Below are 22,003 nucleotides of genomic sequence, written 5' to 3'. Positions count from 1 at the left end.
GTGTGAGCGCTGCATAATTCCCGATTTATTATTTGTCAAGTCTTTACACACTAAAATTCACTTCGCGATCGCCAACGCCGAACATCTATCCCTAGCGCACTCATCACCTTAATCTAAAATCTAAAATGGTATTGCCCATGTCTTCGGTCTTAAAAGCAGATGTTTTGGTAGTCGGTGGCGGCACCGGCGGCACCGCTGCAGCCGTCCAAGCAGCCCGCCGAGGTGCCAAAACTATTTTAGTAAGCGAATTCCCCTGGCTGGGAGGAATGCTGACTTCCGCTGGCGTTTCGGCCCCCGATGGCAATGAATTAGCAGCTTTTCAAACCGGTTTGTGGGGCGCGTTTCTCCGGGAACTCCAGCAGCGACAGCCGGGAGGCTTGGATTGGGGGTGGGTCAGTTTTTTTACTTACGATCCCCGCACCGGTGCTGAAATTTTCGCTGATTGGGTTAAATGTTTGCCGAACTTGCGCTGGATTTCTGGACAAAAAGCTCAAGATGTGCTGTATGAAGGAGATCGCATTTCTGGCGTTCGGTTTGCAGATTTTACGGTTTCCGCCAAAATCACTTTAGATGCAACGGAATTGGGAGATTTGCTGGCTTTAGCGGAGGTTGGGCACCGCTGGGGTTGGGAATTCCAAGCCGAGTGGGGAGAACCCAGCGCGCCGGCTGCGTCTAATACTCTCACAGAGAGCTATTCGGTGCAAGCTCCGACTTGGGTGGCCATCATGCAGGATTTTGGTAAAGGTGCGCTTGCGCCAGAAATTCCCGCGCCGCCAGTTGACAATCCCGATCGATTTCTCGGTGCTTGGGACGGTTACACTCCCGAACAATTTCTCAATTACGGCAGGCTGCCAGGGGGATTGTTGATGATTAATTGGCCGATTCGAGGTAATGATTATGGTGAAGGGGTCGATCGACTCATTAAATCTGAAGCATCTCGACAAGAATTCCTGCAAGAAAGTCTCTGGCATACTCAAAGTTTCGCCCGCTTCATTCAAACGCAACTCGGCCCCCGCTACGGCCTAGCACAGAATATTTTCCCCATTTCAACGATCGAAAATCCACACAATTCTTCCCTTCTTGGTGCTTTCGCCTTACATCCTTACTACCGAGAAAGTCGGCGCTTGCGAGGGATAAGTACAGTCATAGAACAAGATATTTTGCCTATTGCCGGCGGAAGAGTCGCAAAGTTGCCCATCAATGCCGAGGGAATTTGCGAAGCGGTGGCTATCGGCAACTATGCCAATGACCACCACTACCGCAGTGGCGATATTCCCTTGCAGCCCAAATCCATTCGCTGGGGCGGCCGCTGGACGGGAACTCCGTTTACCATTCCTTACAGCGCCCTAATTCCTGCGAGTACAGACGGTTTGCTAGTCTGCGAAAAAAATATTTCCGTTTCTCACATCGCTAACGGTGCAACTCGCTTGCAGCCGACGGTAATGAATATTGGACAGGCGGCGGGGATGGCGGCGGCTTTGTGCGCGGAATCTGGATGTCAGCCGCGCGATTTGCCGGTGAGAGTTTTGCAGGAAGCTTTGCTGCAAGATTCCGAGGCGAGTGCGGCAGTTATTCCCTTATTTAATTTGACACGGGATCGATCGGACTGGCTCGACTGGCAACGCTATTATCTCGATCGGCCTGAAGCATATCCCGCCAGCGGCGAATGTCAGCAGTCAGTAGAGAAACCAAGCAGTCAAACAGCAAATACCCACAGCGAGTTTTCGGGCATTTTCCGTCGCCTCGGCGAACAAGACTGGACACTAACGCTGACAAGTCCCGTATCTGTAGCCGGTCAAACCTGGCAACTCGTGACTTTGGACTCGGAAACCGACAGATTTTTACAGAGTTGTGAAACCGAAAAGCCTCTGACAGTGTGGGGCAGGCTGAATTCCGCAGGTGCTTGGCTGCTGGCGGAATCCGTAGAATTGAAGAGGTAAGGTTTTTTGCAGAGATCCGAAAATTTCACAGAAATTTATCCTGATCGATCGGGGAGAGTCCGTATCAGTTAATAGACAATGACACGGATACTAACCCCATGCAAACTTACACACCAATTGCTTTACACAGTCTTTTGGGCGTTACTTTGAGCGCCACTGTCGTTCGAGCCTTTGAATCCCTCGTCGGACTGCTCGAAGTTGCCACATATCCATACATTTTATCCGCCCATACCGAACAAAAGGGCGATCGTTCTCCAGAAAGAGGCAGCGGACGCCGAGAGTTCATTGAGCCTAATCTTTACACTCATCAACTACAAGCATTTTAATGACATTGGACGAAAGCGATTTCCGTTATTGAGTTAGTTTCTGCCGCCCGTGTCTAGCGCTCAATTTGATTTTCTGGGATGCTAGTTTTTCAGGTTTCCAAGGCAACTGCATTTCTTGTTTACAGTCATTAGGCTCTTCTTTTATGTGAGTGATGATAGCATATAAACCTTAAACCGCCATCTATCGAGAGATTGAATCTTGTATTTGGCGGTTTTGTATATTATTGCAACCGTCTGGGTAGTGCAATTAGGAATTTTTTTATTACTGAAGCCAGAGATTTTATTCCATTTTACATCGACTTGTGACTGCTCTCATAGATCAGATGCTACGCATCTAAAGTGTCTGTTGCTTCGGGAGGAGGTGAGCTTGACAAAGGGAGAGGGAAAGATAATTTTCCGCTTTTTATACAAAGATTGTAGGAGACAATTTAAATGCGCGATAGCTTAACTAAAGCCTGATTCCTTCTTTCTTTTTCCTTCTGATTCCTGATTCCTGATTCCTGATTCTATAGTTTGATAATTTCAGGGAAATTTATCCTGATCAGGCTGGGTAAATGTCGTATCTCTAAATAGATACTGAGACTAATACTACCCATGAAAACCTACACTGCAATTGCTTTACTGAGCCTGTTGGGCATTACCTTGAGTGCCAGCGCCGCTCAAGCTTTAGAATCTTCACTCCCCATGGTCGAAACTGCCACCGCCCAATATATGTTGTCAGCCCAAACTCAACAAAAGCGCGAGCGCAGTCCAGAGAAGGGCGGCGGACGCAGGAATCTTACTGAGCCTACTGTTTACACTCATCCGCTACAAGATTTCTAATGGCACTGGACGCAAGTGATGACCACAACTGAGTTGCTTTGGGCCGTTCATTCGATCGCGCGATCGGATTTTCTGGGATTCTATTTTTTCAGGTTAAGCGACAACTGCACTTTTTGTGGACAGTTCTGAGGAGATTATTTTTTTTGATAAATTTTAGCATATAAACGGGGAACCGCCATCTACCTAGAGATAGATTCTAGTAGGTGGCGGTTTTGTATTGAAAGCGCTTCAATTAAACAGGAACTAACCACAGGCCTCTGATCATCTGGGTTTTTCCACCGATATCCCTCGCCCTCCACGCCTTATTTTGGCATTGCACAATTTGAGGAGGATTCTTGTGGGGTGTCCCGCCTGCTGTGAAAATAAAGCGGACGGCCTAGGAGAGTCCATCCCACAAAACCATCAAAATTTTCGCGCAATTATGCAACAGCCTTATTTTAGTTGATCAAACCAGGTTTCGGCATCCATGACTATTCAAGAATTAGGGGCTCGGAGTCGCCTCAGATTCCTGGGAGCGCAACAGTTATTTACCTTCTCCCCGCCCAAAGTACGGTTTAATTTTCAACCCCTGCACTATAATTAACTTGCGATAACTAACTTATATATAGGTAAACTGTCAGCGCAGAGGGTGCAGCAATCTACTTAAATTGGCCACCAATAAGAACCACTTATGCGGTGTGGATAGCCTTTAAGCCCATGCCCCTGTTACCTCAGGGAAATTAACTAACCTGAATATTAGGGTAGCTGGCAAGCTTTCCGGCGACAGTCGGCTATGCTTGATTCGGCGCTCTCGCAATAATTTAATGGAGGACGACAAAATGCCTCCTAATTTGGCTATTTCGGGGATAGTGATGAAAAATGACTCTTTGGATCTGGTCAAAAGCCTCAGCCCTAGTGCAATGGATCAGATCATGCTATATCTGGCGTTTAGCGCCATGAGAACCAGTGGGCACAGGCACGGGGCGTTTCTAGACGCGGCTGCAACGGCGGCTAAGTGTGCCATTTATATGACTTATATGGAGCAGGACAACAACCTGCGGATGACTGGGCACTTGCATCACATTGAGCCTAAACGGGTGAAGGTGATTGTTGAGGAAGTCCGGGAAGCTCTGACTCAGGGAAAATTGCTGAAAATGTTGGGTTCCCAAGAACCTAGATATTTGATTCAGTTTCCTTATGTCTGGTTGGAACAGTATGGTTGGATGCCGGGACGCCCTCGCATTCCGGGAAACAATTTGACTGTAGATGAAAAAAAATATCTCGAAAGCAAGATCCCTCCTAATCCGCCAGACGCTCAACTGATCAATTCTTTTCAGTTTATGGAGTTGATCGAGTTTCTGCACAGGCGATCGCAAGAAGATATGTCTCCAGAAAGGCGAATGCCTTTGAGCGAAGCTCTAGCAGAACACATTAAGCGGCGCTTGATCTATTCTGGGACAGTAACTCGCATTGATTCTCCTTGGGGAATGCCCTTTTATGCCCTCACCCGCGCTACTTACTCTCCCGCAGAGCAGGAAGAGCGAACATTTACTATGGTGGAGGATACGGCTAGATATTTCCGGCTGATGAAGGATTGGGCGGAAAAACAACCGAGGGTGATGCGAATTATGGAGACTTTGGATATTCCGCCGGAACGCCTCGACCAAGCCCTTGAGGAATTAGATGAAATTATTCGCAATTGGGCCGATCGCTATCACAAGCGGGGCGAACCGACGATGATTTTACAAATGGTTTTTGGGCCGCAAGACGACGCTTAGTTTGATTAACTATTAATCATTAGTCATGAGTTGATTGCTTGAGACTAATGACTAATGACTAATGATTAATAGCTAATAACTCGCGAGGCAGAAACCGGGTTTCTCTGGAAAAATACTGCGTTAAGGTCTTGAATTCTCGTAACAAACCCGGTTTCTTGGGTCGCGAATGCGTCCAAGATTAACTAAGCTAAAAAAGCTCTCCAGGTCGCCGCTAAAATAATCGCTGCGATCGCTCCTATGAGCGTATTAAAAAAATTTACCACCTCGTTCGTCAGCCACTCAAACTGTGATTGCACCGTCGCCCCAATGACGCTCTCGATGTTCGTGGCAATAAAAGCTGCTATAACACAAAAAACTATTCCTGTCAAGTCAATTAAACCGACGGCCCAACTCAAAAGTGCGATCAAAATTGAGCCGACAATACCTGCGATCGTTCCTTCCAAACTTACGGCCCCTTCCGTACCCCTAGGTACAGGCTGCAAGCTGGTAATCAAAAAAGTCCGCTTCCCGTAAGCTTTGCCGATTTCGCTGGCGCTGGTATCCGAAAGTTTGGTGCAAAAACTCGCCGCGTAACCCAGCAATAACAGGGAAATAGCATCTTGTGGCACAGACATTTTGCCTGTATCTCCTAAAATAGATAATGCCAAAACTCCCAAAGCGCAAAGAGTCGCGGTTAAAGCCGAACCCCAGACATTTTCTGGGCCTCTGGCGCCTGAACGCTTTTCGGCTATGCCTTCTGCTTCTTTTTGGGCTTTGCCAATGCGGGTAACTCCCGATCCGACAAGAAAGTAAAACATCACCACAGCATAGCCTTGCCATCCCAAACAGCCCCAGATGAGCACGCCCAATACCCAGCCGTGAAATTGGCCAGCGGGAGTGAGCAATTTTTTAGGAGCAATGGTGGCGATCGCGAGTAAAACTGTATTTAGGGCGATCGCCATCAACCAAGGATTAGACCAAGATAAATAATTAAAGAACAATTCTGAATTCTGCATTTAGTACCTCCATGAACCAAGTCTTATTTCATCTTGCCTTCCCTGTGACCGATATTGCCCAAACCAAAGCGTTCTACGTAGACGGGCTCGGCTGCGAACTAGGCCGCGAATCGCCTAATTCTGCGATTATGGGTTTGTGCGGTCATCAAATTGTCGCCCACGTCAGCCGCGAACCTTTGACGCCTCAGCGAGGCATCTATCCCCGGCATTTCGGGTTAATTTTTACTTCTGAAGCTGACTGGGAAGCGTTGTTAGAGAAAGCCCAGCAAAACAACTTAAATTTCTATCAAGAACCGAGACGGCGATTTGTCGGTTTGCCTACAGAACACCGTACTTTCTTCTTAGAAGACCCTTTCCACAATATACTTGAGTTCAAGTATTATTGTGAAGCTGAAGCAATTTTTGGTCGCAGCGAATACGCTGAAGTTGGCGATACAGTTTAGTAGTAGCCTCTCACGGTGCGTCAGTCGATTTTAGATTTTAGATTTTAAATTTTAGATTGAAGAATTGGCTCCACTGTGATGAAATTCTTGTGGGGAGTAGGGGTTGGGCGTCCCGCCCGCCCCAAAAATACAATTTAGATACCGGACAGCTTATTTTAATAAAAAGTATCTGCTGACGTACACTACAAGTTAATTATTAATTTTCAATGGTTCTGACAATGCTTCAGCCACAGCTTTTAAACTGCTGGAATGCCTCGCCATCATGGCATGGGCGAAAACAGACAATTTTACTTCTTTGGCAGCAGATATTTGGGAACTAGAAGCAGGTACGATGATGAAATCCCAATCTGTCCAAATCGAAGTAAAATTGAGCTTTTCCAACAAGGCAGCATCTCGATTTAAATCTTCCAGAAAAGCACTGCCAGGACGCATTTGGACGCAGCCTTTTCCCCAGAGAGTGTAAGCCATCCAAGTACCACTGTGAGGAGAAGATATGGCAATAAAGCGCTGCACTCGGTTAATGCCACCTAACCTTTGCAGGTAGTAGCGAGTTACTAAACCGCCCATGCTCAATCCTACTATATCTAGATGCTGTGCGGGCGCAAAGGTTTTGTCTATATAATCTGCTATTTGTTGGGCTAATTCGTCTATGCTGGCGTTGCCCCAATGGGGCGAGAGATTGAGGGTATAGACTGACCATCCCAGTTGGGTGAGGTAGGCAGACATTTTGTAAAAAATTCCCGATTTTCGGAAGATTCCGTGAATGAGCAAGACTGGGTTGCGGCTGAAATTGCTATTCATTTTTAAGTAGGAATTTTATTTTCAATAGGTGCTTTGAGCTCTTCAACTATTGCGTTAATACTTAGGGGTTCTGTCACCATTTGGCGGTGCAACAAAACGTTAACTTTAACTTCTTTACCTACTGGCATTTGGGAGCTGTTCGCCGGTACAATCATCATGTCAAATGGCGTCCACATTGATGTAAAGTTTATGCGTTTGAGCATTGTGACATCTTGATTTAAATCGCGCAGCAAGCCACTATCGGGCCGCATATCCAGGTATCCTGGTAGGCGTAGGGAATAGGCGGTGAGGGTGCCGTGGTGGGGGGAAGATAGGGTGATGAAACGCTGTACGCGGTTGATTCCTCCGAGTCGCTGGACGTAGTAGCGACTGACGATGCCGCCCATGCTGTAGCCTACTATGTCTAAAGGCTGTTCTGGATCGAAGGTTTCAGAGATGTAGTCTGCGAGTTGCTTGGCCAGTAAGTCAAGGCCGAGGCTGCCGTCGTTGGGGGTGAGGTTGAGGCTGTGGACTGACCATCCGAGTTCGGTGAGGCGGGCGGACATTTTGCTGAAAATAATCTTTGTGTCCCAGATGCCGTGTATGAGGATGACGGGATTGCGATCGAGCGAACTGTTCATTTTGCTGGAAAATTGCTTGGTGATTAAAGCATAAATCACTCCCCTAGGGAGTGTGACCCGTACTAGGACAGCTAGCCAATCGGATCGAGGTACGATAGGCAATGAGTGGGAATCCCTAACAAATTCTGAGATACTTTGTAAATAAGTGCAAAGCACGGTGAGTATTCATACCTAAAATTTCCTTTGATGAGGTAGCTTAGATATAGGCAAATGTAAATTTTGATGAATAAATGTAGACAAAGGTTGCCCTAGCTCGTAATCTAACTTTGTTGACAAGCTTGTACAAATTTCTCTAAAAGAACAAAAGGAGTAAGTCTAATGTTTGGTTTTATCACAAATTTCTTCGGCGGTATTTTCGGCTTTTTCGGCAGACTGTTGGGCTTGAAAAAGTCTGAATATTTCCTAGATTTGGGCGAATCTGGAGCTAAGGAACCAGCAAAAGTTGCGCCGGCGAAGGCTGAGCCTGTTGCGATCGCCCCGGCAAAAGTTGAGCCTGTTAAGTCTGAGAAGTCTGACAAGCCTGAGAAGTCTGAACCAGCTAAAAAGGCTAAGGTAGAGAAAAAGTCTAAGAAAGAAAAGGAACCAGTCGCTACCGCTCCTGCTAATAATGCGGAACCCGCTAAGATACCTGCTGCTGCAACTAACGGGAAAGTGCCGAGTCAAGCTGAAGCCAATCGCACTTTTGCTCCTAATAATTTAATGCCGACACCAAATGGAAGTCGTCGAACCCCTGGCCCCAGCATGAACAATTTCCGGGAAATGGCCCGTCAGGTGAAAACGAAGTAGGAAATTTGGAATTTATAATAGGGAATTTGGCATGGGATAATTCCCAATGCTGGCGTTAACAAATTAAAAATGGGATTCCTCATTTTTAATTTTAACTCTTTGTTCTATTCCCTATTTTCTGGGTTTCTGAGGAAGGCTAATCCGCTGTATAGCTGAAAAGCTGAGTCCCAAGGACTTTCGGATTTGCGCTCGACTTCTATATGAGATTCGATCTTGCTCAACATATTAGTGTAATCGAGCACTGTCTCGGCAAATGGTGTAAATTCTGACCAAACTGTAACGTCAAGCTGGCGATCGAATATTTCCAGTAAGTTATTCCAGTTAATTCGGGTGGTACTTTGAGGAAGCTGTTGAGAGTTTTTGACTCTGGATGTTTTGTTTTTCGGGTTCGGTGAAGTGGGGATATCAGCAGAAGCTTTGGTGAAGTCAACTCCTTGTTGAAATTCGTAACTTTGGTCGCAAATTCGCAGAATGCAGTTTCTGCTGGGAATGTGTAAGTCACAGATTTGAGCGTAATCTTGCCTGATTTCTCTGTGGCGAAATTGCTCCTTTCTTCGGTTGGGGGAGTAGTCCATGACTTCGATGAACATGGGCAACAAGCCTTCTACTCTTTGGGTAACTTCTGACCAGTTAAATTCGATCGCACCGAGTCGATCTAATTTATCTTTGCAAACAACGGCTGGGGAAGAGAGAGACTGGAAGTGTTGCACTCGGAAGATTTGGATTTTTTGAATATCGCTTAGGGTTGCCCAAAATACGGGAATGCCGGCTTTGAGGAGTTCTTGACCGTAAATTCGGAGTTCGGCGATGGGGCCAGTTTTGTAGAGTCTCCAGCCGCGGCTTTGGATTTGCATCCGGGTTGTGTAGGCGTCGATTTTAAAGATTCTGCTGATATTTTGAATGGCTGCGGGTTTTTTTTCGGGGCTAACTGGTTCGAGGATGAGGAGTCCGGGTTCGAGGTTGCTGGGGTCGTTTTTGGCGGTTTCTATGGCTTGTTGGCGGAGGTTTTGTTGTGCGGTTTCAATCCGTTGAATAGCTTGGCGGGTCTGGGAGACGATTTTGGCGTTGGTGATGTCGCGGAGTATTTGTTTGTAGGTTGTTTGGGCTTTTTCGAGATTGTTGGTGAGTTCGTAGTAGCGGGCGATATAGTATTGTACCCACGGATTTTCGGGGGATTCTTTTTGTAGTTGTTTGATGAGTTGGGCAGCTTGTTTGTAGTCTTTACCTTCTAGGGCGGCGGCTATTTGGTTGATGTCTGTCATGGCGGTTGCGGGAATGGCGTTGTTTCTATCTTGGCTGATGTTTGGTTGGTTCCGCCACTGGTTAACAATTTTGGCTCTTGTGTTAAGTTATAGATATGATATGAAACTATGACAATCATTGAAAAAATACGTGTCAAAATTGTAAAAAATGATTTTGAGCTTTCACAACACGCAGTAAACCAAAGCATAGTTCGCCGTATCAGGGTACAAGAACTCCGGGAAGCAATAATGGCTGGTGAAGTTATCTAAGAGTATCCCGATGACAAATATGGCCCAAGCTGTTTGATTTTCGGCTTCACCCTTTCCAATAGACCTTTGCACGTTCAGTGCAGTTATCCATCTCGTCCTTTGGTAAAAATCATTACTTTATACGAACCAGAGCCGAAAATTTGGATTGATTTTAAGTTAAGGATAAATCAAAATGAACAATGATATTTGGCAAGAAACAATGGTGGAACAAAAAGTAAATTCTACCCTTGAAATCAAGGGTAAGTTTATTATTATTGAAAATGTTCCTGCTAGAGTGTGTTTGGAAACTGGAGAGCGATTTTTTTCACCTGAAACTGTGGAACAGTTGCAGAAAATGATTTCGGAAGATAGAAAGCCTATTAGGGTGATTGAAACACCTGTTTTTGAGTTTGCCTAGCGGTTGGTTTAAATTTAGTTAGAAGTGGTTGGAATTAATGCTTAAGGTGTAGGAACCTTTGCTTGTGCGATCGCCTCCTTTAACAACTATTTTATAAGTGCCGTTACTAGGCAATTTTACGCTGAGTTTAGACTCTCGGCGATTCTGGGAGTTACCTGTTGTTTGGGCAATATTTTTGCCGCTGGTGTCGAACAGTGTTATGTTGTGGTCGAATGCTCTGCTTTTGAGGTCGATCGTAATAGATTGACCGGCCCGTCCTTGAAATGTGTGTTCACTGGGCTCGCCGTCTTTGAGAGTTCCCCGCTGCTGTAGGATGGAAAGGGAGGTGAGTTTTGGTCGATCGACATTGCTCAATTCTAAGCCGTAATTGGTCACGGGTGCTTCGGGGCCATTTCCTTCTCGGACTACGATGATAAAAGCTGTTTTGCTGTTGATATCTCGGACTATTTTGTCAATAAAATTGGCTTGTATTTTTTGTTCCTTTATAGGTTTTGGTTGATTAAAATTTGGTTTCGATATACAGAGAAGTACGCCTCCATCTTGATAGCGGGCGGCGTAGAACCAGTAGTTTTGACCGTTAGTTGTAAATTCGTTTCTGCTAAAGATAGTGAATCTTTCAAGTTGCGGTAGTTGCTGGTTGCGCTGGCAATTTTTATCGATGTATATTTCGTTGGCTGATGGCTGTCGCTGGGCGAAAACTGCTGGTACGGTGGTGCTTACAATTGCTGAGATGATGGTGAGGGTGAGGGTGAAGGGCGATCGGCTTTTCATAAATACTTGTTTATCTTTATTCTTGTCAGGTGTTTTACGGTGTACTTCCTATTTTACCTTTTTTTTAAATAGTTTTCTAATTCCGCAGTACGCTGTTTAGTCATGCGATCCAAACATTCACTGAGGAAACCTCCATAACCCGTACCGCCACGATTTTTATAAACTTCAAATTCACAGGTTTTATCTCTTAAGTTAATCCACCCTAATTGGGCTTCGGAAAGTAGCGCCCGCTCTTCGCCACTCAATTGGGAAATCAGTTGTTTGTAAACCTCGTTTAGTCGTTTATCCGAGGCTTCGTAATTCAACCGAATACAAGTTCTGACTTGTGCATCTCCTTGGGGGCGATCGCAATTAATCTGTTGAGCAATGGGAAAAATCGGAGATTGTGCAGAAACTGATGTTGTACCGAAAATTGCCAAAAGCGCGTGAAGCGAAGCTATCCCGTAGGGAATCGACCAAAAGAGCGATCGACCTTTCCTCAACTCTATTTTCATTGCCCGTCAACCCACCTATCTGATGAATTCTTTGTTATTTGTTGATATTAGCACTTCTCAAATGCCGCGCCAACTAAAGATAAAGCCACAATCGGTGCTGTCACCGCTCTCAGAATTCTACTCCCCAAAGAAACAGCTTCAAAACCAAATTCTATCGCCCTTTTCACCTCACCCTCAGTCCATCCACCCTCCGGGCCAATAGCTATGACAATCGATAATTCTCCCCCATCTTGCTCCCGCTTTATTAAGGGGGACTGGGGGGGAGCCAAAGCGGCTAAACAATCCCACAAATGCCGATTGTCCCCGCGAGCCACACAAATAAATCGATATTTTTGACCGCAATCTTTGACAGCAACATCAAACGAAACAGGCTCTAAAATCGTCGGCACAATTTGACGTTCCGACTGTTCCGCCGCCTCCGCAGCAATTCTTCTCCACCGCTCAACTTTTTGATCGCTTGGTTTGAGCAAAGTTCGATCGCTCGTTACCGGCACAATACTTGCCACACCCAACTCCGTCGCCTGCCTCACAACCTCGTCAAAGCCGTTTCCCTTGGGCAAAGCCGCCATCAAAGTGACTTCAACTGGTAGCTCCCTATTCACAGCAATCTCCTCGGTTATGGAGGCAAATAACCCTGTTTCCTGGGCTTCTAGGACTGCTAACCACCAATGCCCTCGACCGTCCATCGCAATAAATCGATCGCCCCCTTGCAAACGTAGCACTCGATTTAAATAATGCTGCTGTTCCCTAGTTAAGTCGATTTTGCGATCGCAAATTTGAGCGGCAGTAACTGCTAATCTTTGTAATTGAGGCATTGAATTTGGGATTGTTCGTTTTCTATTAGAGATTTTTTTTATTTAACCGCAGAGAACGCAGAGAACGCAGAGGAAGAGAGAATGAGAAGAGATAGGCAGGCGGGGCTTCAACAGTTCAAAAAACAATAAAGGCAAAGCATCTACAACCGGAATTATTTTACAAATTCAAGTTTTTTTCTGCAAATGCTCTGCCTTTATATTATTGTTGCCCGAAGTCTATTGAATACAATCGAAAATCACAAAGCGCAAATTTAAAATCGGCTTATGCTTCCTCCTTAATCTTTTTTAAATAAGTTGAAATCGCCTCTGTAGCTAGTTGTGTAATCGGCTTGCCCTGACGGGCTGCTTCTTCCTTGAGCTCGTTGTAGATTTCATCGCGGACGCTAATTCGACGGCGGACTTTGCCACCGGTAGCAGTGGCAGCGTCGTTCCCGTCATCGTTACTAGACGTAACTTCTAATTCATTTATCTCAGTTGTCATCGAGTCAGCAGATTGGTAGTTGGTTACAAATTGACGGATAGATTCTAACCCGACGCGATCGCAAAAATTGCCAAAACTCTCCTTCAGTTGCCGTTTTTGCTTGAAATAAACAAAAATCGGCTCCAGAAAAGCTTCAAAATCATTGACGTGCAGCTTTTCCTCAATTGGTTTTGCCAGCCGCGTTTGTTCGGGAGAACCGCCCAGCCAAATCTGGTAGGATTCCGGCGAACTCCCGACAAACCCCAATTCTGCCATATAAGGGCGGGCGCATCCATTTGGGCAACCAGTCATCCGCACCACCAAATGCTCGTCTTGCAAGCCAACTTTGGTCAAAAGTGCGCGAATCCGCTCTAAAATGCTCGGCATCACGCGCTCAGATTCGGTAATCGCTAACCCGCAAGTCGGCATGGCTGGACACGCCATCCCATAGCGCACCAATGGATCGATCGCAGTTTCCCGCTGAATGCCGCATCGATCGAGTATTCCCTGAATTTCTTCTTTAATATCCGGCGAAATATCGTAAATCAGCACGTTTTGGTGTGGCGTCGCCAGTATCGGCAAGTTGTACTTCTGCACAATTTCCCGCAAAGCTGTTTTTAGCTGAAATGAACCTTCATCCTTAATCCGGCCATTATCCACAGAAATGCCGACAAACAGCTTGCCGTCTCCTTGGTCATTCCAGCCCAAGAAATCAAAATACTTCCACTCAGGCAGCGGTTTAAAGGCTTCTAGCGGCTTGCCAAAATATTCGGCTACTTTTTCGCGGAACCACTGTACGCCTTTGTCGTTAATCAGGTACTTCAGCCGCGCGTGCCGTCTGTCTGTGCGATCGCCGTAATCTCTTTGGGTTGCTACAATGGCCTTGACCAAATCGTAAACATCATCCTTGGCAACATAGCAAATCTCATCCGCAACCCGCGCAAAAGTCTCTTCTTTATTGTGAGTGCGGCCCAAACCGCCGCCAGCAAACACGTCAAAACCTTGCAACTCGCCAGCTTCATTGGTAATTACCACCAAGCTCAAATCCTGAGAGTACAAGTCAATTGAATTGTCTCCGGGTACGGTAACGGAACACTTGAACTTCCGCGGCATATAATGGCTGCCGTAAATCGGTTCTTCTTTGTCGTCGCTAAAGATTGTGCCGTTGCCGTTTTTCTGTCTCGCGGCCTTCACTGCGGGGTCTTCCTCGGCCGAAACAGCTTTTTCGCCGTCCAACCAAATTTCATAATAAGCACCGGTTTGCGGTGTCAGCAAATCGGCGACATTGTTAGCGTATTGCAGCGCATACTGGTATTCTGGGCGATTTTTGTACGGTGCTGGAGGTGCCATGATGTTGCGGTTCAAGTCGCCGCAAGCTCCCAAGGTTGACCCCATATTTTTAATAATTGAGGAAAACACTGCTTTAAGATTTTTTTTCAACACGCCGTGAAGTTGGAAACCTTGGCGCGTTGTGACGCGGAGCGTGTGGTTGCCGTATTCTTCAGATACCTTGTCTAAGGCTAGGTATAATTGCGGCGGAGTGAACCCGCCGGGATTGCGGGTGCGGAGCATGAACTGATAATCTTTTTCTTGTCCTTTAACTCGATTGTCGCGGTTGTCTTGCTGGTACGAGCCGTGAAATTTGAGAATCTGAAGCCCCTCTTCGGTGAAGTGGGTAGTTTCTTGTAACAGTTCAGTCGCAACGGGTTCTCGTAAATAGTTGCTGCGTTCTTTGAGACCTTCTGATTTAGAGGGCTTGCGCGCAACAGGGGTTGAAGTGGAAGATGTGATCATGGGAATGTATAGTGCCAGTTATAATTAGATACAGCCGATCGAATATTTCTTGACAATTGGACACTTGACAAATTTGCACTTGACAAATCTCCTCAGAAATGCTGTGTCGGATCTGTTGAGAACTCGGTTAACAACTAAGTTAACAAGTAAGTTAATAACGGTAATCCGCTAGGAATTCTGATGGTGCTAATTGTAACACGATCGAGCCGGGGCTGGAAAATTGTAATTAAGAGTTTATACTTTCGCTCGCTTAAGTGTACGAAACTTTAGAAATAATTAACCTCAACCTTTTAAACTATGTCACTGTATGACGAAGACACGTTTGTGGTCTTAGAAACAAACCAGCCAGAGCAGTTTTTGACTGCGGCGGAACTGTTAGAAAAGCTGAAAGCCGTGTTAGCCGAGGAACACGAAGATTTGCCGCAGGACGTGCATAAAATATCTGGCGTGGAAGCTCAAGCCAAGTATTTAATTGATACTTATTGTGAATTAGATGTCGGGCAGGGAAAATATTTGCAGTGGTATGCAGTACGCTTGGAAAAGTAATTTGGGAAATAGGGCATCGCGCATAGGGCATTGGTTATTAGAACCAACAAGTAACAAGTAACAAATAAAAAATAACAGCTAACAAGTAACAAATAACCAATAAAAACCAACTAATGCCCAATGCCCAATGCCCAATGCCCTATTCTTTCTAATTAATCTTCTAACTGTTGAACCGAGGATACTTCAACGGCGGTAACATCGATCGTACCGGGCGGTGTCAAGCGACTAAAATGACCTTCCTCTATTTTCAGAGGTTCGCCGCAGTTGGCACACTGAAACTGAGTTTGATTTAAAGCTGTAAATTCGTATTGACAAACTGGACAATTGTCCTCAATTAAATTGCGTTTCAGCCACCACTGAAGCGCGAAAAATGCGACCACAGGCGTCAGCAACAAAAAAGCTACTAGAATCAACACTGATTTAACTATCCAACCCAAACCAATTGACACCAACAAACAGGCGATGCCCAGCAGTATCAACCAATTGCTAATACGGGGTAGCTTGAAAGATATTTTGGGGGTGCCTTGGTTCACGGTGGTCTCCTTGGGTGTCTTTGCAGGTAGGCATAACTCTATCCTACTCAGAAATTCAGGCGGTCGATCGAGTTAATTTTCCCATTGTACACCCAGAAACCGCTCTCTACGGCATAAGTTTATCTGAGTCAGAGGGTTGAAAAATTCCTTGTAAGGATTGACAAAGGGATTCAAAACTAAATCTTGCCAGGGTTTGTTCCCTCAACCAGTGGCGATCGCACCTTTTATCTTCCCCTCGCAGCATTTCCACACAAGCAAGCGCTACTGCTGCTGAATCTCGGTGAGGAACTCGCCATCCCAGTTTACCATCTTGCAGCGGATCGGCTGACCCGTCCGCGTCTCCCGCGAGTACGGGTACTCCGCAAGCCAGCGCTTCCAAATAAACTATACCGAAGCCTTCCTGGGAGGGCATTACATAAGCATCGGCTAACTGGTAATGTGCTGCTAAATTTTCTGTCGGTACAAAACCCGCAAATATTACTCTTTCGGTAACTCCCAAATCATCAGCGAGTTTGGCTAATCTAGATCGATCGTCTCCGCGTCCAATAACTAAGTATTTCACATTCGGAAAAGTTTCGGCTATTTGCGGCAAAGCTTGAATGGTGACATCGACGCCTTTGTAAATATCTGTCGATCGCAATCTGGCTACAGTCATCAATATTTTAGCACCCACCAAATTGTACTGCTCTAATAAATCCTGTGGCTTCGGCCCAGTGGTAAATATATTTTCATCTACAGTACAAGGCACTATTTGGAATTTTTCGGGATTTAAGTTGTTAATTTCGCAAGTGCGTGAAGCGAAGCTATCCCGTAGGGAATCGCGCGTGTACCTGCTAATAGTCCAAATACTGTCAGCTTTACTCATTGCTGTTTGATATTTGGGCTGAAGCGGTTCCCACACTTCCTTGCCGTAAGTTAAAATTGTGTAGGGAATTCCCAAGGCTTGGCACAGAATTTGAATTAGCGGTGCGAGTTTGATGTGACCGCAAAAAACCCGCTGCGGTCGTTTTTGCAGCAAGCGAGTTAGTAATACTGTAGCAAACTTAAGACGGCCCAAGCCGGGATTTTCGGTTTTGAGGTAATAAAATTTCAGATTTTTTGACTCGTAAGGATTGTTGCAGTCTTCGGAATCTCGCAACAGCAAAACTTCAGCTTGTGGCGGCGAGTTTGTCCCTGCGGCTATGGACAGGTAAGCTTTGAGAATGTCTTTAACGTAGGATTGAATACCGCCTTCGCTGGCCAATATTTCTAGGAAACAGAATAGGTGATTTGCCGATCGCATCTCAGATTTACCCATTGACAGCGCAGACAATTATTGCAGTATATAGCAATCCTAAATCATCTGTGAATTTCTTACTCCCTCCCCGCGAGTTCGGGGAGGGTTGGGGTGGGGTAAAAAATTTACGACTCCTGCAAGGATTGCTATAGTGATTTTGCCAATCCGGGCGATCGCCATTATCCAGAGCTTTTAAACCATGTCATGATGACTGTAGTGGCAGGTTTTACAGGAAAATATTTGACTCGCCTACTTTCACCGTTGGTTTTGAGCGACTATCTGCTTTTTAACTAGGGCTTTTTAACCGGCTGCATCTGTGAGCGCGAGGCTTTGCTTTCAGTTTACTATGATCTAGCGTTGTTAACTCTAAACTTAATGATTTTTTACAATATCCTACCCCAAGCAAAATTTAAGATTTATTGAGTTGGTGCGGCGCATCCGAGCAGACTGAAGATTAGCAAAGGGGTACTGATCGAGGGTCTTGCCTCTTTAGTTTTTGGTAAAAGTATTGTCTATCCAAAGATAGATATAGAGCCAGTATTTAATTGTTATCATCAGCAACATAGAGAGTTAAATTTAATATGACTCGACCAGGTTTTAAAAGCCATTTCTGAAAGATTTTGTCGAAAATATTCTCCTAAAATTTGGTCACGCCTTGCAAAAAGATTAATGCTCATAAAGCATTGAAAAAAATCAGTAGCGTTGATTATTGTGGTATCGAGGAGATAGTTTGACTATTCATATCTTTTCGGTTTACAAAAGTAGTCGGGCGAGCAGAGTGAAAAAGTTTTACGAGCCGAAAATAAACACGATCTCGTACAATTATGTACAAAGAAAAGCCGCTCCCCTAAAACATTAGGTATTCGAGCTTAAACCTAACAAAGCTAATGTTAGGTTGGCAACGTCATATTTACGAGCGACTCTCTCCAAACGAGCCTTCATGGGAGTTTGAGGTGAAACGAGTAACGATCGCACTCAGTCTTTTTAGTCTACTCAGCAGCACTCTGGCAAGTTGCACCGCAGCTTCTCAGAACGCTCAAAACAGCATACAACCAAGCAGCTCCGAACTTTCATCAGTTGCTGTAGCAGTCCGCGACCTCGGCAATCCATTCTTCGTACAAGTTGGCAAGGGCGCTGAGGCCGCAGCCAAGAAAATCGGCGGTGCAAACGTGAGGACAACTCTCGTTTCCAGCGGCGACGATTTAAATCAGCAATTTAATCAAATCGAAAACTTTATTGCCTCTAAGGTCAGCATGATTGTACTCAATGCTGCTGACACCAAAGGCATTGCACCCGCTGTCGAAAAAGCCAAGCAAGCCGGAATTCCGATAATTGCAGTTGATACCGCCGCCGAGGGAGGCGTTGATGCGACAGTTACTTCAAATAACGTGCAAGCTGGCGAAGTAAGCTGTCAATATATAGCCGATCGCTTGAAAGGAAAAGGCAGCGTTGTGATTATCAACGGGCCTCCCGTCGCTTCAGTAGTCGAGCGAGTTCAGGGGTGCCAGAGTGTCTTCTCCAAATATCCCAATCTCAAAGTTCTTTCCAAAGATCAGAACGCAGAAGGCAGCCGCGATGGCGGATTGAGAGTGATGAGCGATTTGCTTACCTCCTTCCCAAAAATTGATGCTGTTTTTGCAATTAATGACCCCTGTGCCATTGGTGCAGAATTAGCAGCCAAACAGGCACAAAGAAGCGAGTTCTTTATTGTGGGAGTCGATGGTGCACCTGAAGCTTTAGATGCCCTCAAGCAGAACAACAGTCTCTTTGTGGCTACAGCAGCTCAAGATCCATTTCGCATGGCAGCCAAGGCAGTTGAAGTCGGGAACGACATTCGGAAAGGAAAAAAGCCAGCCAATCCAAACATTCTGATTCCAGTCGCGCTGATTACTCGCGAAAACGTCAATCAACATAAAGGCTGGACTAGCGAGTGACCTTCTTCATGTCCAGTTAAGACTAAAACCCTTGAGGAATCCCGTTTTTCCCAGAGTCTAGATCCCCCTAAATCCCCCTTAAGAAGACCCACTTTGAGAAGAATCTTCTCCCCCCCTTAAGAAGGGGGGCTAGGGGGGATCTAAGTTTAATAGTCAAGCAGATTTCCTTACGGTATTTACGATGGTAAATAGCACTCAAGATTCAATTAAAACTCAGCCCGTCCTCGAAATGCAAGGTATTAAAAAAACCTTTAACGGTTTTATAGCCTTGCACGATGTAAATATCACCGTTTACCCGGGCGAAGTCCACGCCCTCATGGGGGAAAACGGTGCGGGCAAAAGTACGCTGATGAAAATTCTAGCGGGAGCCTACATAGCCGATGCAGGCGAAATCAGAATTGACGGCAAAGCTGTTAAGATGACAGACCCCGCTCAAGCCAGAGATTTAGGGATAGCGATTATTTATCAAGAACTCAATCTTGCCCCCAATCTGACAGTTGCTGAAAACATTTTTATGGGCAGCGAGCTGAAGAAAGGAGGTACATTTTTAGACCAAGAGGAAATGCGGCGCAAGGCATCTGAGGTCTTGAAAAACCTCGATGCAAATTTTGAGGCTGGAGACCTGGTTTCGACACTTTCAATTGCCGAACAGCAGCAAGTGGAAATAGCTAGGGCGCTCAAACACAATAGCCGAATTTTAGTGATGGACGAGCCGACAGCGGCGCTTTCAGACCGCGAAACAGATAAGCTTTTTGAAGTGGTTCGCCGCTTGCGGAATGAGGGCATTGCTATTATTTATATCAGCCACAGAATGGCAGAAATTTATGCCCTTGCCGATCGCGTGAGCGTCATCCGAGATGGCGGGTATATTGGCTCTCTTGAAAAGCACGAAATTTCGGCAGAGCGCCTGGTGGAAATGATGGTGGGTCGTTCTTTACAGGATTTGTACGAAAACAAGCATCAAATAACACCGGGTGCTATTGTTCTTGAGGTAACAAATTTAAGCGACGGCCACAAAGTAAAGCCTGCCAGTTTTCAACTTCATGCGGGCGAAATTTTGGGTTTAGCGGGTTTAGTTGGCGCTGGCAGAACAGAACTTGCCCGCCTGATTTTTGGTGCAGATCGGAAGGTAAGCGGTGAAATAAAACTGGAAGGTCGTCATCTAAATGTCTCGACACCCAATGAAGCAATGGCAGCCGGAATTGCTTACGTGCCAGAAGATCGCAAGGCTCTCGGACTCTTTTTAGAGGCCAGTTCGGGTGAGAATATCACCATGAATGTCCTCGATCGAGAAGCAAAAGCTGGCATTATTAACTCAAATTTTCTGTTGAAAATTGTCAATGATGCTATTAATAATTTGCAGATTCGCCTTGCAAGCCCGAGCATCAGGGCAATGGATCTTTCTGGGGGAAATCAGCAGAAGTTGCTGCTAGCGCGTTGGTTGGCTATCAACCCAAAGGTACTTTTGCTAGATGAACCGACGCGGGGTGTAGACATTGGCGCAAAAAGCGAAATTTATCGAATTATTAGCGATTTGGCAGCCAAGGGTGTAGGTATTTTGATGATTTCCAGCGAACTGCCGGAAATTGTGGGAATGAGCGATCGCGTCTTAGTGATGCGATCGGGAAGCCTCGTCGGTGAAGTAGGCGGCTCGACTGGGGAAAAGATTACGCAAGAAAACATTATGGCTTATGCCACTGGTGCAAAAGAGGTAGTAAAATCATGAGTCAAACGCAAACAAAAACCAGCAGAAATTCAGGGAGCGATCGGCAGAAAACAAGTAAAGCTCAAGCTTGGAAAAATTTCATCCAAGTTGCCGGTATCCTGCCGATTTTGGTTGCCATCTGTGTAATTTTTTCCCTGGTAACGCCCAACTTTCTTTCCTTAGGAAATTTGATTAATGTCATTCGGCAAGCATCAATCAATATTGTCCTAGCTACTGGCATGACTTTTGTGATTTTGACTGGCGGAATTGACCTTTCAGTCGGGTCAATTTTGGGTGTGACGGCAGTTGTCGGGGTGCTGGTTTCTTTAGTTCCAGGTCTGGGTTGGTTTGCCGTACCCGCTGCGTTAATAGCCGGAGTCTTTTTGGGATTGCTTAACGGCTCGCTAGTTGCCTATTTAGGTTTGCCTCCGTTCATCGTCACCCTCGGTTCTTACACAGCTTTGCGGGGAGTTGCTTATTTAGTAGCTAACGGCACTACCGTTATCAATAGAAATTTGAATTTTGCTTGGATAGGCAACAATTATCTCGGCCCAATTCCCTGGTTAGTTGTTATCGCTTTCCTCGCAGTTTTAGCGAGTTGGTTTGTCTTGCGGCGGACGGTTCTAGGGAGGCATATTTACGCCGTGGGAGGCAACATTCGGGCAGCACGATTGACAGGTATTAAGGTGAGTCGCGTGCTGTTATTTGTCTATGGCGTGAGCGGGTTGCTTTCTGGTTTAGGTGGAATTATGAGCGCCTCGCGCCTCTACAGTGCGACGGGGATGTTAGGGCAAGGCTACGAATTAGATGCGATCGCTGCTGTAATTTTGGGAGGAACGAGTTTCACAGGTGGAATTGGCACTATTTGGGGTACTTTGCTGGGGGCTTTAATTATTGCCTTGCTCAACAATGGACTAACTCTCATGAACGTGTCTTTCTTCTGGCAGTTAGTTGTCAAAGGTCTGGTGATAATTATCGCAGTGACGATTGACAAAGTTCGCACTGGTTCAAGCGCAGCGTAAAGGTATAGAAGAAGGAAGAAGGAAGAAGGAAGAAGGAAGAAGGAAGAAGGAAGAAAGAAGAAGGAAGAAAGAAGAAGGAAGAAAGAAGAAGGAAGAAGGAAGAAGGAAGAAGGAAGAAGGAAGAAGGAAGAAGTCCCCTGCCCCCCTTGGGGGGAAGGAAGAAGGAAAAAGGCAAATGCAATAATACCAATGGTTTCAGCGATTAAGAACGTCCTAACAGTCTAGAAGGTAACTGTATTGCTAATTCTGGCGATC

23 protein-coding genes and 1 pseudogene are annotated in these 22,003 nt (G+C 45.7%); 14 read left to right on the top strand and 10 right to left on the bottom strand.

The window, feature by feature from the left end:
- Positions 1-137: 137 nt before the first annotated feature.
- The 4 genes from QUA62_RS07950 to hetR all read left to right on the top strand — a co-directional run bounded on the left by QUA62_RS07950 (position 138) and on the right by hetR (position 4,845).
- Positions 138-1,940 carry an FAD-dependent oxidoreductase gene (locus QUA62_RS07950; RefSeq protein ID WP_333403352.1) on the top strand — a complete coding sequence of 601 codons (1,803 nt, stop codon included), beginning with the start codon at positions 138-140 and terminating at the stop codon, positions 1,938-1,940.
- A gap of 98 nt (positions 1,941-2,038) precedes the next feature.
- Positions 2,039-2,266, top strand: a complete 228-nt coding sequence (locus QUA62_RS07945; protein ID WP_333403351.1) for a hypothetical protein — start codon at positions 2,039-2,041, stop codon at positions 2,264-2,266.
- A 594-nt stretch (positions 2,267-2,860) separates the two neighbouring features.
- Positions 2,861-3,088: a heterocyst-inhibiting protein PatX gene (patX, locus tag QUA62_RS07940; protein WP_333403350.1), complete on the top strand. Its 228-nt coding sequence runs from the start codon at positions 2,861-2,863 to the stop codon at positions 3,086-3,088.
- A gap of 851 nt (positions 3,089-3,939) precedes the next feature.
- Complete coding sequence (hetR, locus tag QUA62_RS07935) at positions 3,940-4,845, top strand: heterocyst differentiation master regulator HetR (protein WP_190663691.1); 906 nt, start codon at positions 3,940-3,942, stop codon at positions 4,843-4,845.
- Positions 4,846-5,027: 182 nt separating this feature from the next.
- Here hetR and QUA62_RS07930 read toward each other — a convergent pair whose 3' ends face one another.
- Positions 5,028-5,840: a TIGR00297 family protein gene (locus QUA62_RS07930; RefSeq protein ID WP_333288766.1), complete on the bottom strand. Its 813-nt coding sequence runs from the start codon at positions 5,838-5,840 to the stop codon at positions 5,028-5,030.
- An 11-nt stretch (positions 5,841-5,851) separates the two neighbouring features.
- Between QUA62_RS07930 and QUA62_RS07925 the strand changes: the two genes are divergently transcribed.
- On the top strand, positions 5,852-6,283 hold the full coding sequence (locus QUA62_RS07925; RefSeq protein WP_006632256.1) for a VOC family protein: 432 nt from the start codon (positions 5,852-5,854) through the stop codon (positions 6,281-6,283).
- 189 nt (positions 6,284-6,472) lie between these two features.
- Here the strand turns inward: QUA62_RS07925 and QUA62_RS07920 are convergent, their stop codons facing one another.
- Both QUA62_RS07920 and QUA62_RS07915 read right to left on the bottom strand, forming a co-directional pair.
- Positions 6,473-7,084: an alpha/beta fold hydrolase gene (locus tag QUA62_RS07920; RefSeq protein ID WP_190663645.1), complete on the bottom strand. Its 612-nt coding sequence runs from the start codon at positions 7,082-7,084 to the stop codon at positions 6,473-6,475.
- Positions 7,085-7,086: 2 nt separating this feature from the next.
- The gene (locus QUA62_RS07915; RefSeq protein ID WP_190663646.1) at positions 7,087-7,704 is read right to left on the bottom strand and encodes an esterase/lipase family protein; all 618 of its coding nucleotides are present in this window, start codon (positions 7,702-7,704) and stop codon (positions 7,087-7,089) included.
- 318 nt (positions 7,705-8,022) lie between these two features.
- On the opposite strand from QUA62_RS07915, the gene QUA62_RS07910 reads away from it, so the two are divergent.
- Complete coding sequence (locus tag QUA62_RS07910; RefSeq protein WP_333403349.1) at positions 8,023-8,490, top strand: hypothetical protein; 468 nt, start codon at positions 8,023-8,025, stop codon at positions 8,488-8,490.
- 104 nt (positions 8,491-8,594) lie between these two features.
- Here the strand turns inward: QUA62_RS07910 and QUA62_RS07905 are convergent, their stop codons facing one another.
- Positions 8,595-9,752, bottom strand: a complete 1,158-nt coding sequence (locus QUA62_RS07905; protein ID WP_333403348.1) for a tetratricopeptide repeat protein — start codon at positions 9,750-9,752, stop codon at positions 8,595-8,597.
- A 108-nt stretch (positions 9,753-9,860) separates the two neighbouring features.
- Here QUA62_RS07905 and QUA62_RS07900 point away from each other — a divergent pair, with 108 nt between their 5' ends.
- The 3 genes and pseudogenes from QUA62_RS07900 to QUA62_RS07890 all read left to right on the top strand — a co-directional run bounded on the left by QUA62_RS07900 (position 9,861) and on the right by QUA62_RS07890 (position 10,398).
- Entirely contained in the window at positions 9,861-10,001 is a 141-nt protein-coding gene (locus tag QUA62_RS07900; RefSeq protein ID WP_333403347.1) for a hypothetical protein, read from the top strand.
- 12 nt (positions 10,002-10,013) lie between these two features.
- Positions 10,014-10,184, top strand: a pseudogene (locus QUA62_RS07895) (DUF4258 domain-containing protein); the annotation flags it as partial.
- Complete coding sequence (locus tag QUA62_RS07890; protein WP_333403346.1) at positions 10,174-10,398, top strand: YgiT-type zinc finger protein; 225 nt, start codon at positions 10,174-10,176, stop codon at positions 10,396-10,398. The pseudogene QUA62_RS07895 and the gene QUA62_RS07890, both read left to right, overlap by 11 nt.
- Positions 10,399-10,416: 18 nt before the next feature.
- Here the strand turns inward: QUA62_RS07890 and QUA62_RS07885 are convergent, their stop codons facing one another.
- The 4 genes from QUA62_RS07885 to sir all read right to left on the bottom strand — a co-directional run bounded on the left by QUA62_RS07885 (position 10,417) and on the right by sir (position 14,732).
- Positions 10,417-11,169, bottom strand: a complete 753-nt coding sequence (locus tag QUA62_RS07885) for a PPC domain-containing protein (protein WP_333403345.1) — start codon at positions 11,167-11,169, stop codon at positions 10,417-10,419.
- Positions 11,170-11,222: 53 nt separating this feature from the next.
- On the bottom strand, positions 11,223-11,663 hold the full coding sequence (locus tag QUA62_RS07880; RefSeq protein ID WP_333403344.1) for a lysozyme inhibitor LprI family protein: 441 nt from the start codon (positions 11,661-11,663) through the stop codon (positions 11,223-11,225).
- 47 nt (positions 11,664-11,710) lie between these two features.
- Complete coding sequence (locus QUA62_RS07875; protein ID WP_333403343.1) at positions 11,711-12,478, bottom strand: 16S rRNA (uracil(1498)-N(3))-methyltransferase; 768 nt, start codon at positions 12,476-12,478, stop codon at positions 11,711-11,713.
- A gap of 262 nt (positions 12,479-12,740) precedes the next feature.
- Entirely contained in the window at positions 12,741-14,732 is a 1,992-nt protein-coding gene (gene sir / locus QUA62_RS07870) for a sulfite reductase, ferredoxin dependent (protein ID WP_333403342.1), read from the bottom strand.
- A gap of 297 nt (positions 14,733-15,029) precedes the next feature.
- Here sir and QUA62_RS07865 point away from each other — a divergent pair, with 297 nt between their 5' ends.
- On the top strand, positions 15,030-15,278 hold the full coding sequence (locus QUA62_RS07865; RefSeq protein ID WP_006632267.1) for a chlororespiratory reduction protein 7: 249 nt from the start codon (positions 15,030-15,032) through the stop codon (positions 15,276-15,278).
- 152 nt (positions 15,279-15,430) lie between these two features.
- Here QUA62_RS07865 and QUA62_RS07860 read toward each other — a convergent pair whose 3' ends face one another.
- Complete coding sequence (locus tag QUA62_RS07860; protein WP_333082950.1) at positions 15,431-15,811, bottom strand: hypothetical protein; 381 nt, start codon at positions 15,809-15,811, stop codon at positions 15,431-15,433.
- Between the two features lie 106 nt (positions 15,812-15,917).
- Positions 15,918-17,108, bottom strand: a complete 1,191-nt coding sequence (locus QUA62_RS07855) for a glycosyltransferase family 4 protein (protein WP_333403341.1) — start codon at positions 17,106-17,108, stop codon at positions 15,918-15,920.
- Between the two features lie 866 nt (positions 17,109-17,974).
- Between QUA62_RS07855 and QUA62_RS07850 the strand changes: the two genes are divergently transcribed.
- The 4 genes from QUA62_RS07850 (at position 17,975) to QUA62_RS07835 (ending at position 21,932) form a co-directional block, all read left to right on the top strand.
- Positions 17,975-19,021 (top strand): ABC transporter substrate-binding protein, encoded by a 1,047-nt coding sequence (locus tag QUA62_RS07850; protein WP_333403340.1) that lies wholly within the window; start codon positions 17,975-17,977, stop codon positions 19,019-19,021.
- Positions 19,022-19,202: 181 nt separating this feature from the next.
- Positions 19,203-20,747: a sugar ABC transporter ATP-binding protein gene (locus tag QUA62_RS07845; protein WP_333403339.1), complete on the top strand. Its 1,545-nt coding sequence runs from the start codon at positions 19,203-19,205 to the stop codon at positions 20,745-20,747.
- Positions 20,744-21,748, top strand: coding sequence for an ABC transporter permease subunit (locus QUA62_RS07840; RefSeq protein ID WP_333288790.1), 1,005 nt, complete (start codon positions 20,744-20,746; stop codon positions 21,746-21,748). The genes QUA62_RS07845 and QUA62_RS07840 overlap by 4 nt, the downstream gene beginning before the upstream one ends.
- Positions 21,714-21,932, top strand: a complete 219-nt coding sequence (locus QUA62_RS07835; RefSeq protein ID WP_333403338.1) for a hypothetical protein — start codon at positions 21,714-21,716, stop codon at positions 21,930-21,932. Before QUA62_RS07840 ends, QUA62_RS07835 begins: the two co-directional genes overlap by 35 nt.
- The last annotated feature ends 71 nt before the right edge of the window (positions 21,933-22,003 follow it).

It is taken from the genome of Microcoleus sp. MON1_C1, from assembly GCF_036701945.1.
Classification (GTDB): Bacteria; Cyanobacteriota; Cyanobacteriia; order Cyanobacteriales; family Microcoleaceae; genus Microcoleus.
The sequence above is the reverse complement of the archived record's forward strand: the minus strand, read 5'-3'. Positions and strand labels throughout refer to the sequence as shown.

Coding starts and splice junctions, on each gene's coding strand:
- QUA62_RS07920 (WP_190663645.1), bottom strand. CDS start 7,084: ATGAATAGCAATTTCAGCCGCAACCCAGTCTTGCTCATTCACGGAATC.
- QUA62_RS07910 (WP_333403349.1), top strand. CDS start 8,023: ATGTTTGGTTTTATCACAAATTTCTTCGGCGGTATTTTCGGCTTTTTC.
- QUA62_RS07875 (WP_333403343.1), bottom strand. CDS start 12,478: ATGCCTCAATTACAAAGATTAGCAGTTACTGCCGCTCAAATTTGCGAT.
- QUA62_RS07840 (WP_333288790.1), top strand. CDS start 20,744: ATGAGTCAAACGCAAACAAAAACCAGCAGAAATTCAGGGAGCGATCGG.
- QUA62_RS07915 (WP_190663646.1), bottom strand. CDS start 7,704: ATGAACAGTTCGCTCGATCGCAATCCCGTCATCCTCATACACGGCATC.
- QUA62_RS07900 (WP_333403347.1), top strand. CDS start 9,861: ATGACAATCATTGAAAAAATACGTGTCAAAATTGTAAAAAATGATTTT.
- QUA62_RS07950 (WP_333403352.1), top strand. CDS start 138: ATGTCTTCGGTCTTAAAAGCAGATGTTTTGGTAGTCGGTGGCGGCACC.
- QUA62_RS07850 (WP_333403340.1), top strand. CDS start 17,975: ATGTTAGGTTGGCAACGTCATATTTACGAGCGACTCTCTCCAAACGAG.
- QUA62_RS07885 (WP_333403345.1), bottom strand. CDS start 11,169: ATGAAAAGCCGATCGCCCTTCACCCTCACCCTCACCATCATCTCAGCA.
- QUA62_RS07925 (WP_006632256.1), top strand. CDS start 5,852: ATGAACCAAGTCTTATTTCATCTTGCCTTCCCTGTGACCGATATTGCC.
- QUA62_RS07845 (WP_333403339.1), top strand. CDS start 19,203: ATGGTAAATAGCACTCAAGATTCAATTAAAACTCAGCCCGTCCTCGAA.
- sir (WP_333403342.1), bottom strand. CDS start 14,732: ATGATCACATCTTCCACTTCAACCCCTGTTGCGCGCAAGCCCTCTAAA.
- QUA62_RS07905 (WP_333403348.1), bottom strand. CDS start 9,752: ATGACAGACATCAACCAAATAGCCGCCGCCCTAGAAGGTAAAGACTAC.
- QUA62_RS07855 (WP_333403341.1), bottom strand. CDS start 17,108: ATGGGTAAATCTGAGATGCGATCGGCAAATCACCTATTCTGTTTCCTA.
- patX (WP_333403350.1), top strand. CDS start 2,861: ATGAAAACCTACACTGCAATTGCTTTACTGAGCCTGTTGGGCATTACC.
- QUA62_RS07930 (WP_333288766.1), bottom strand. CDS start 5,840: ATGCAGAATTCAGAATTGTTCTTTAATTATTTATCTTGGTCTAATCCT.
- QUA62_RS07880 (WP_333403344.1), bottom strand. CDS start 11,663: ATGAAAATAGAGTTGAGGAAAGGTCGATCGCTCTTTTGGTCGATTCCC.
- QUA62_RS07945 (WP_333403351.1), top strand. CDS start 2,039: ATGCAAACTTACACACCAATTGCTTTACACAGTCTTTTGGGCGTTACT.
- QUA62_RS07890 (WP_333403346.1), top strand. CDS start 10,174: ATGAACAATGATATTTGGCAAGAAACAATGGTGGAACAAAAAGTAAAT.
- QUA62_RS07865 (WP_006632267.1), top strand. CDS start 15,030: ATGTCACTGTATGACGAAGACACGTTTGTGGTCTTAGAAACAAACCAG.
- hetR (WP_190663691.1), top strand. CDS start 3,940: ATGAAAAATGACTCTTTGGATCTGGTCAAAAGCCTCAGCCCTAGTGCA.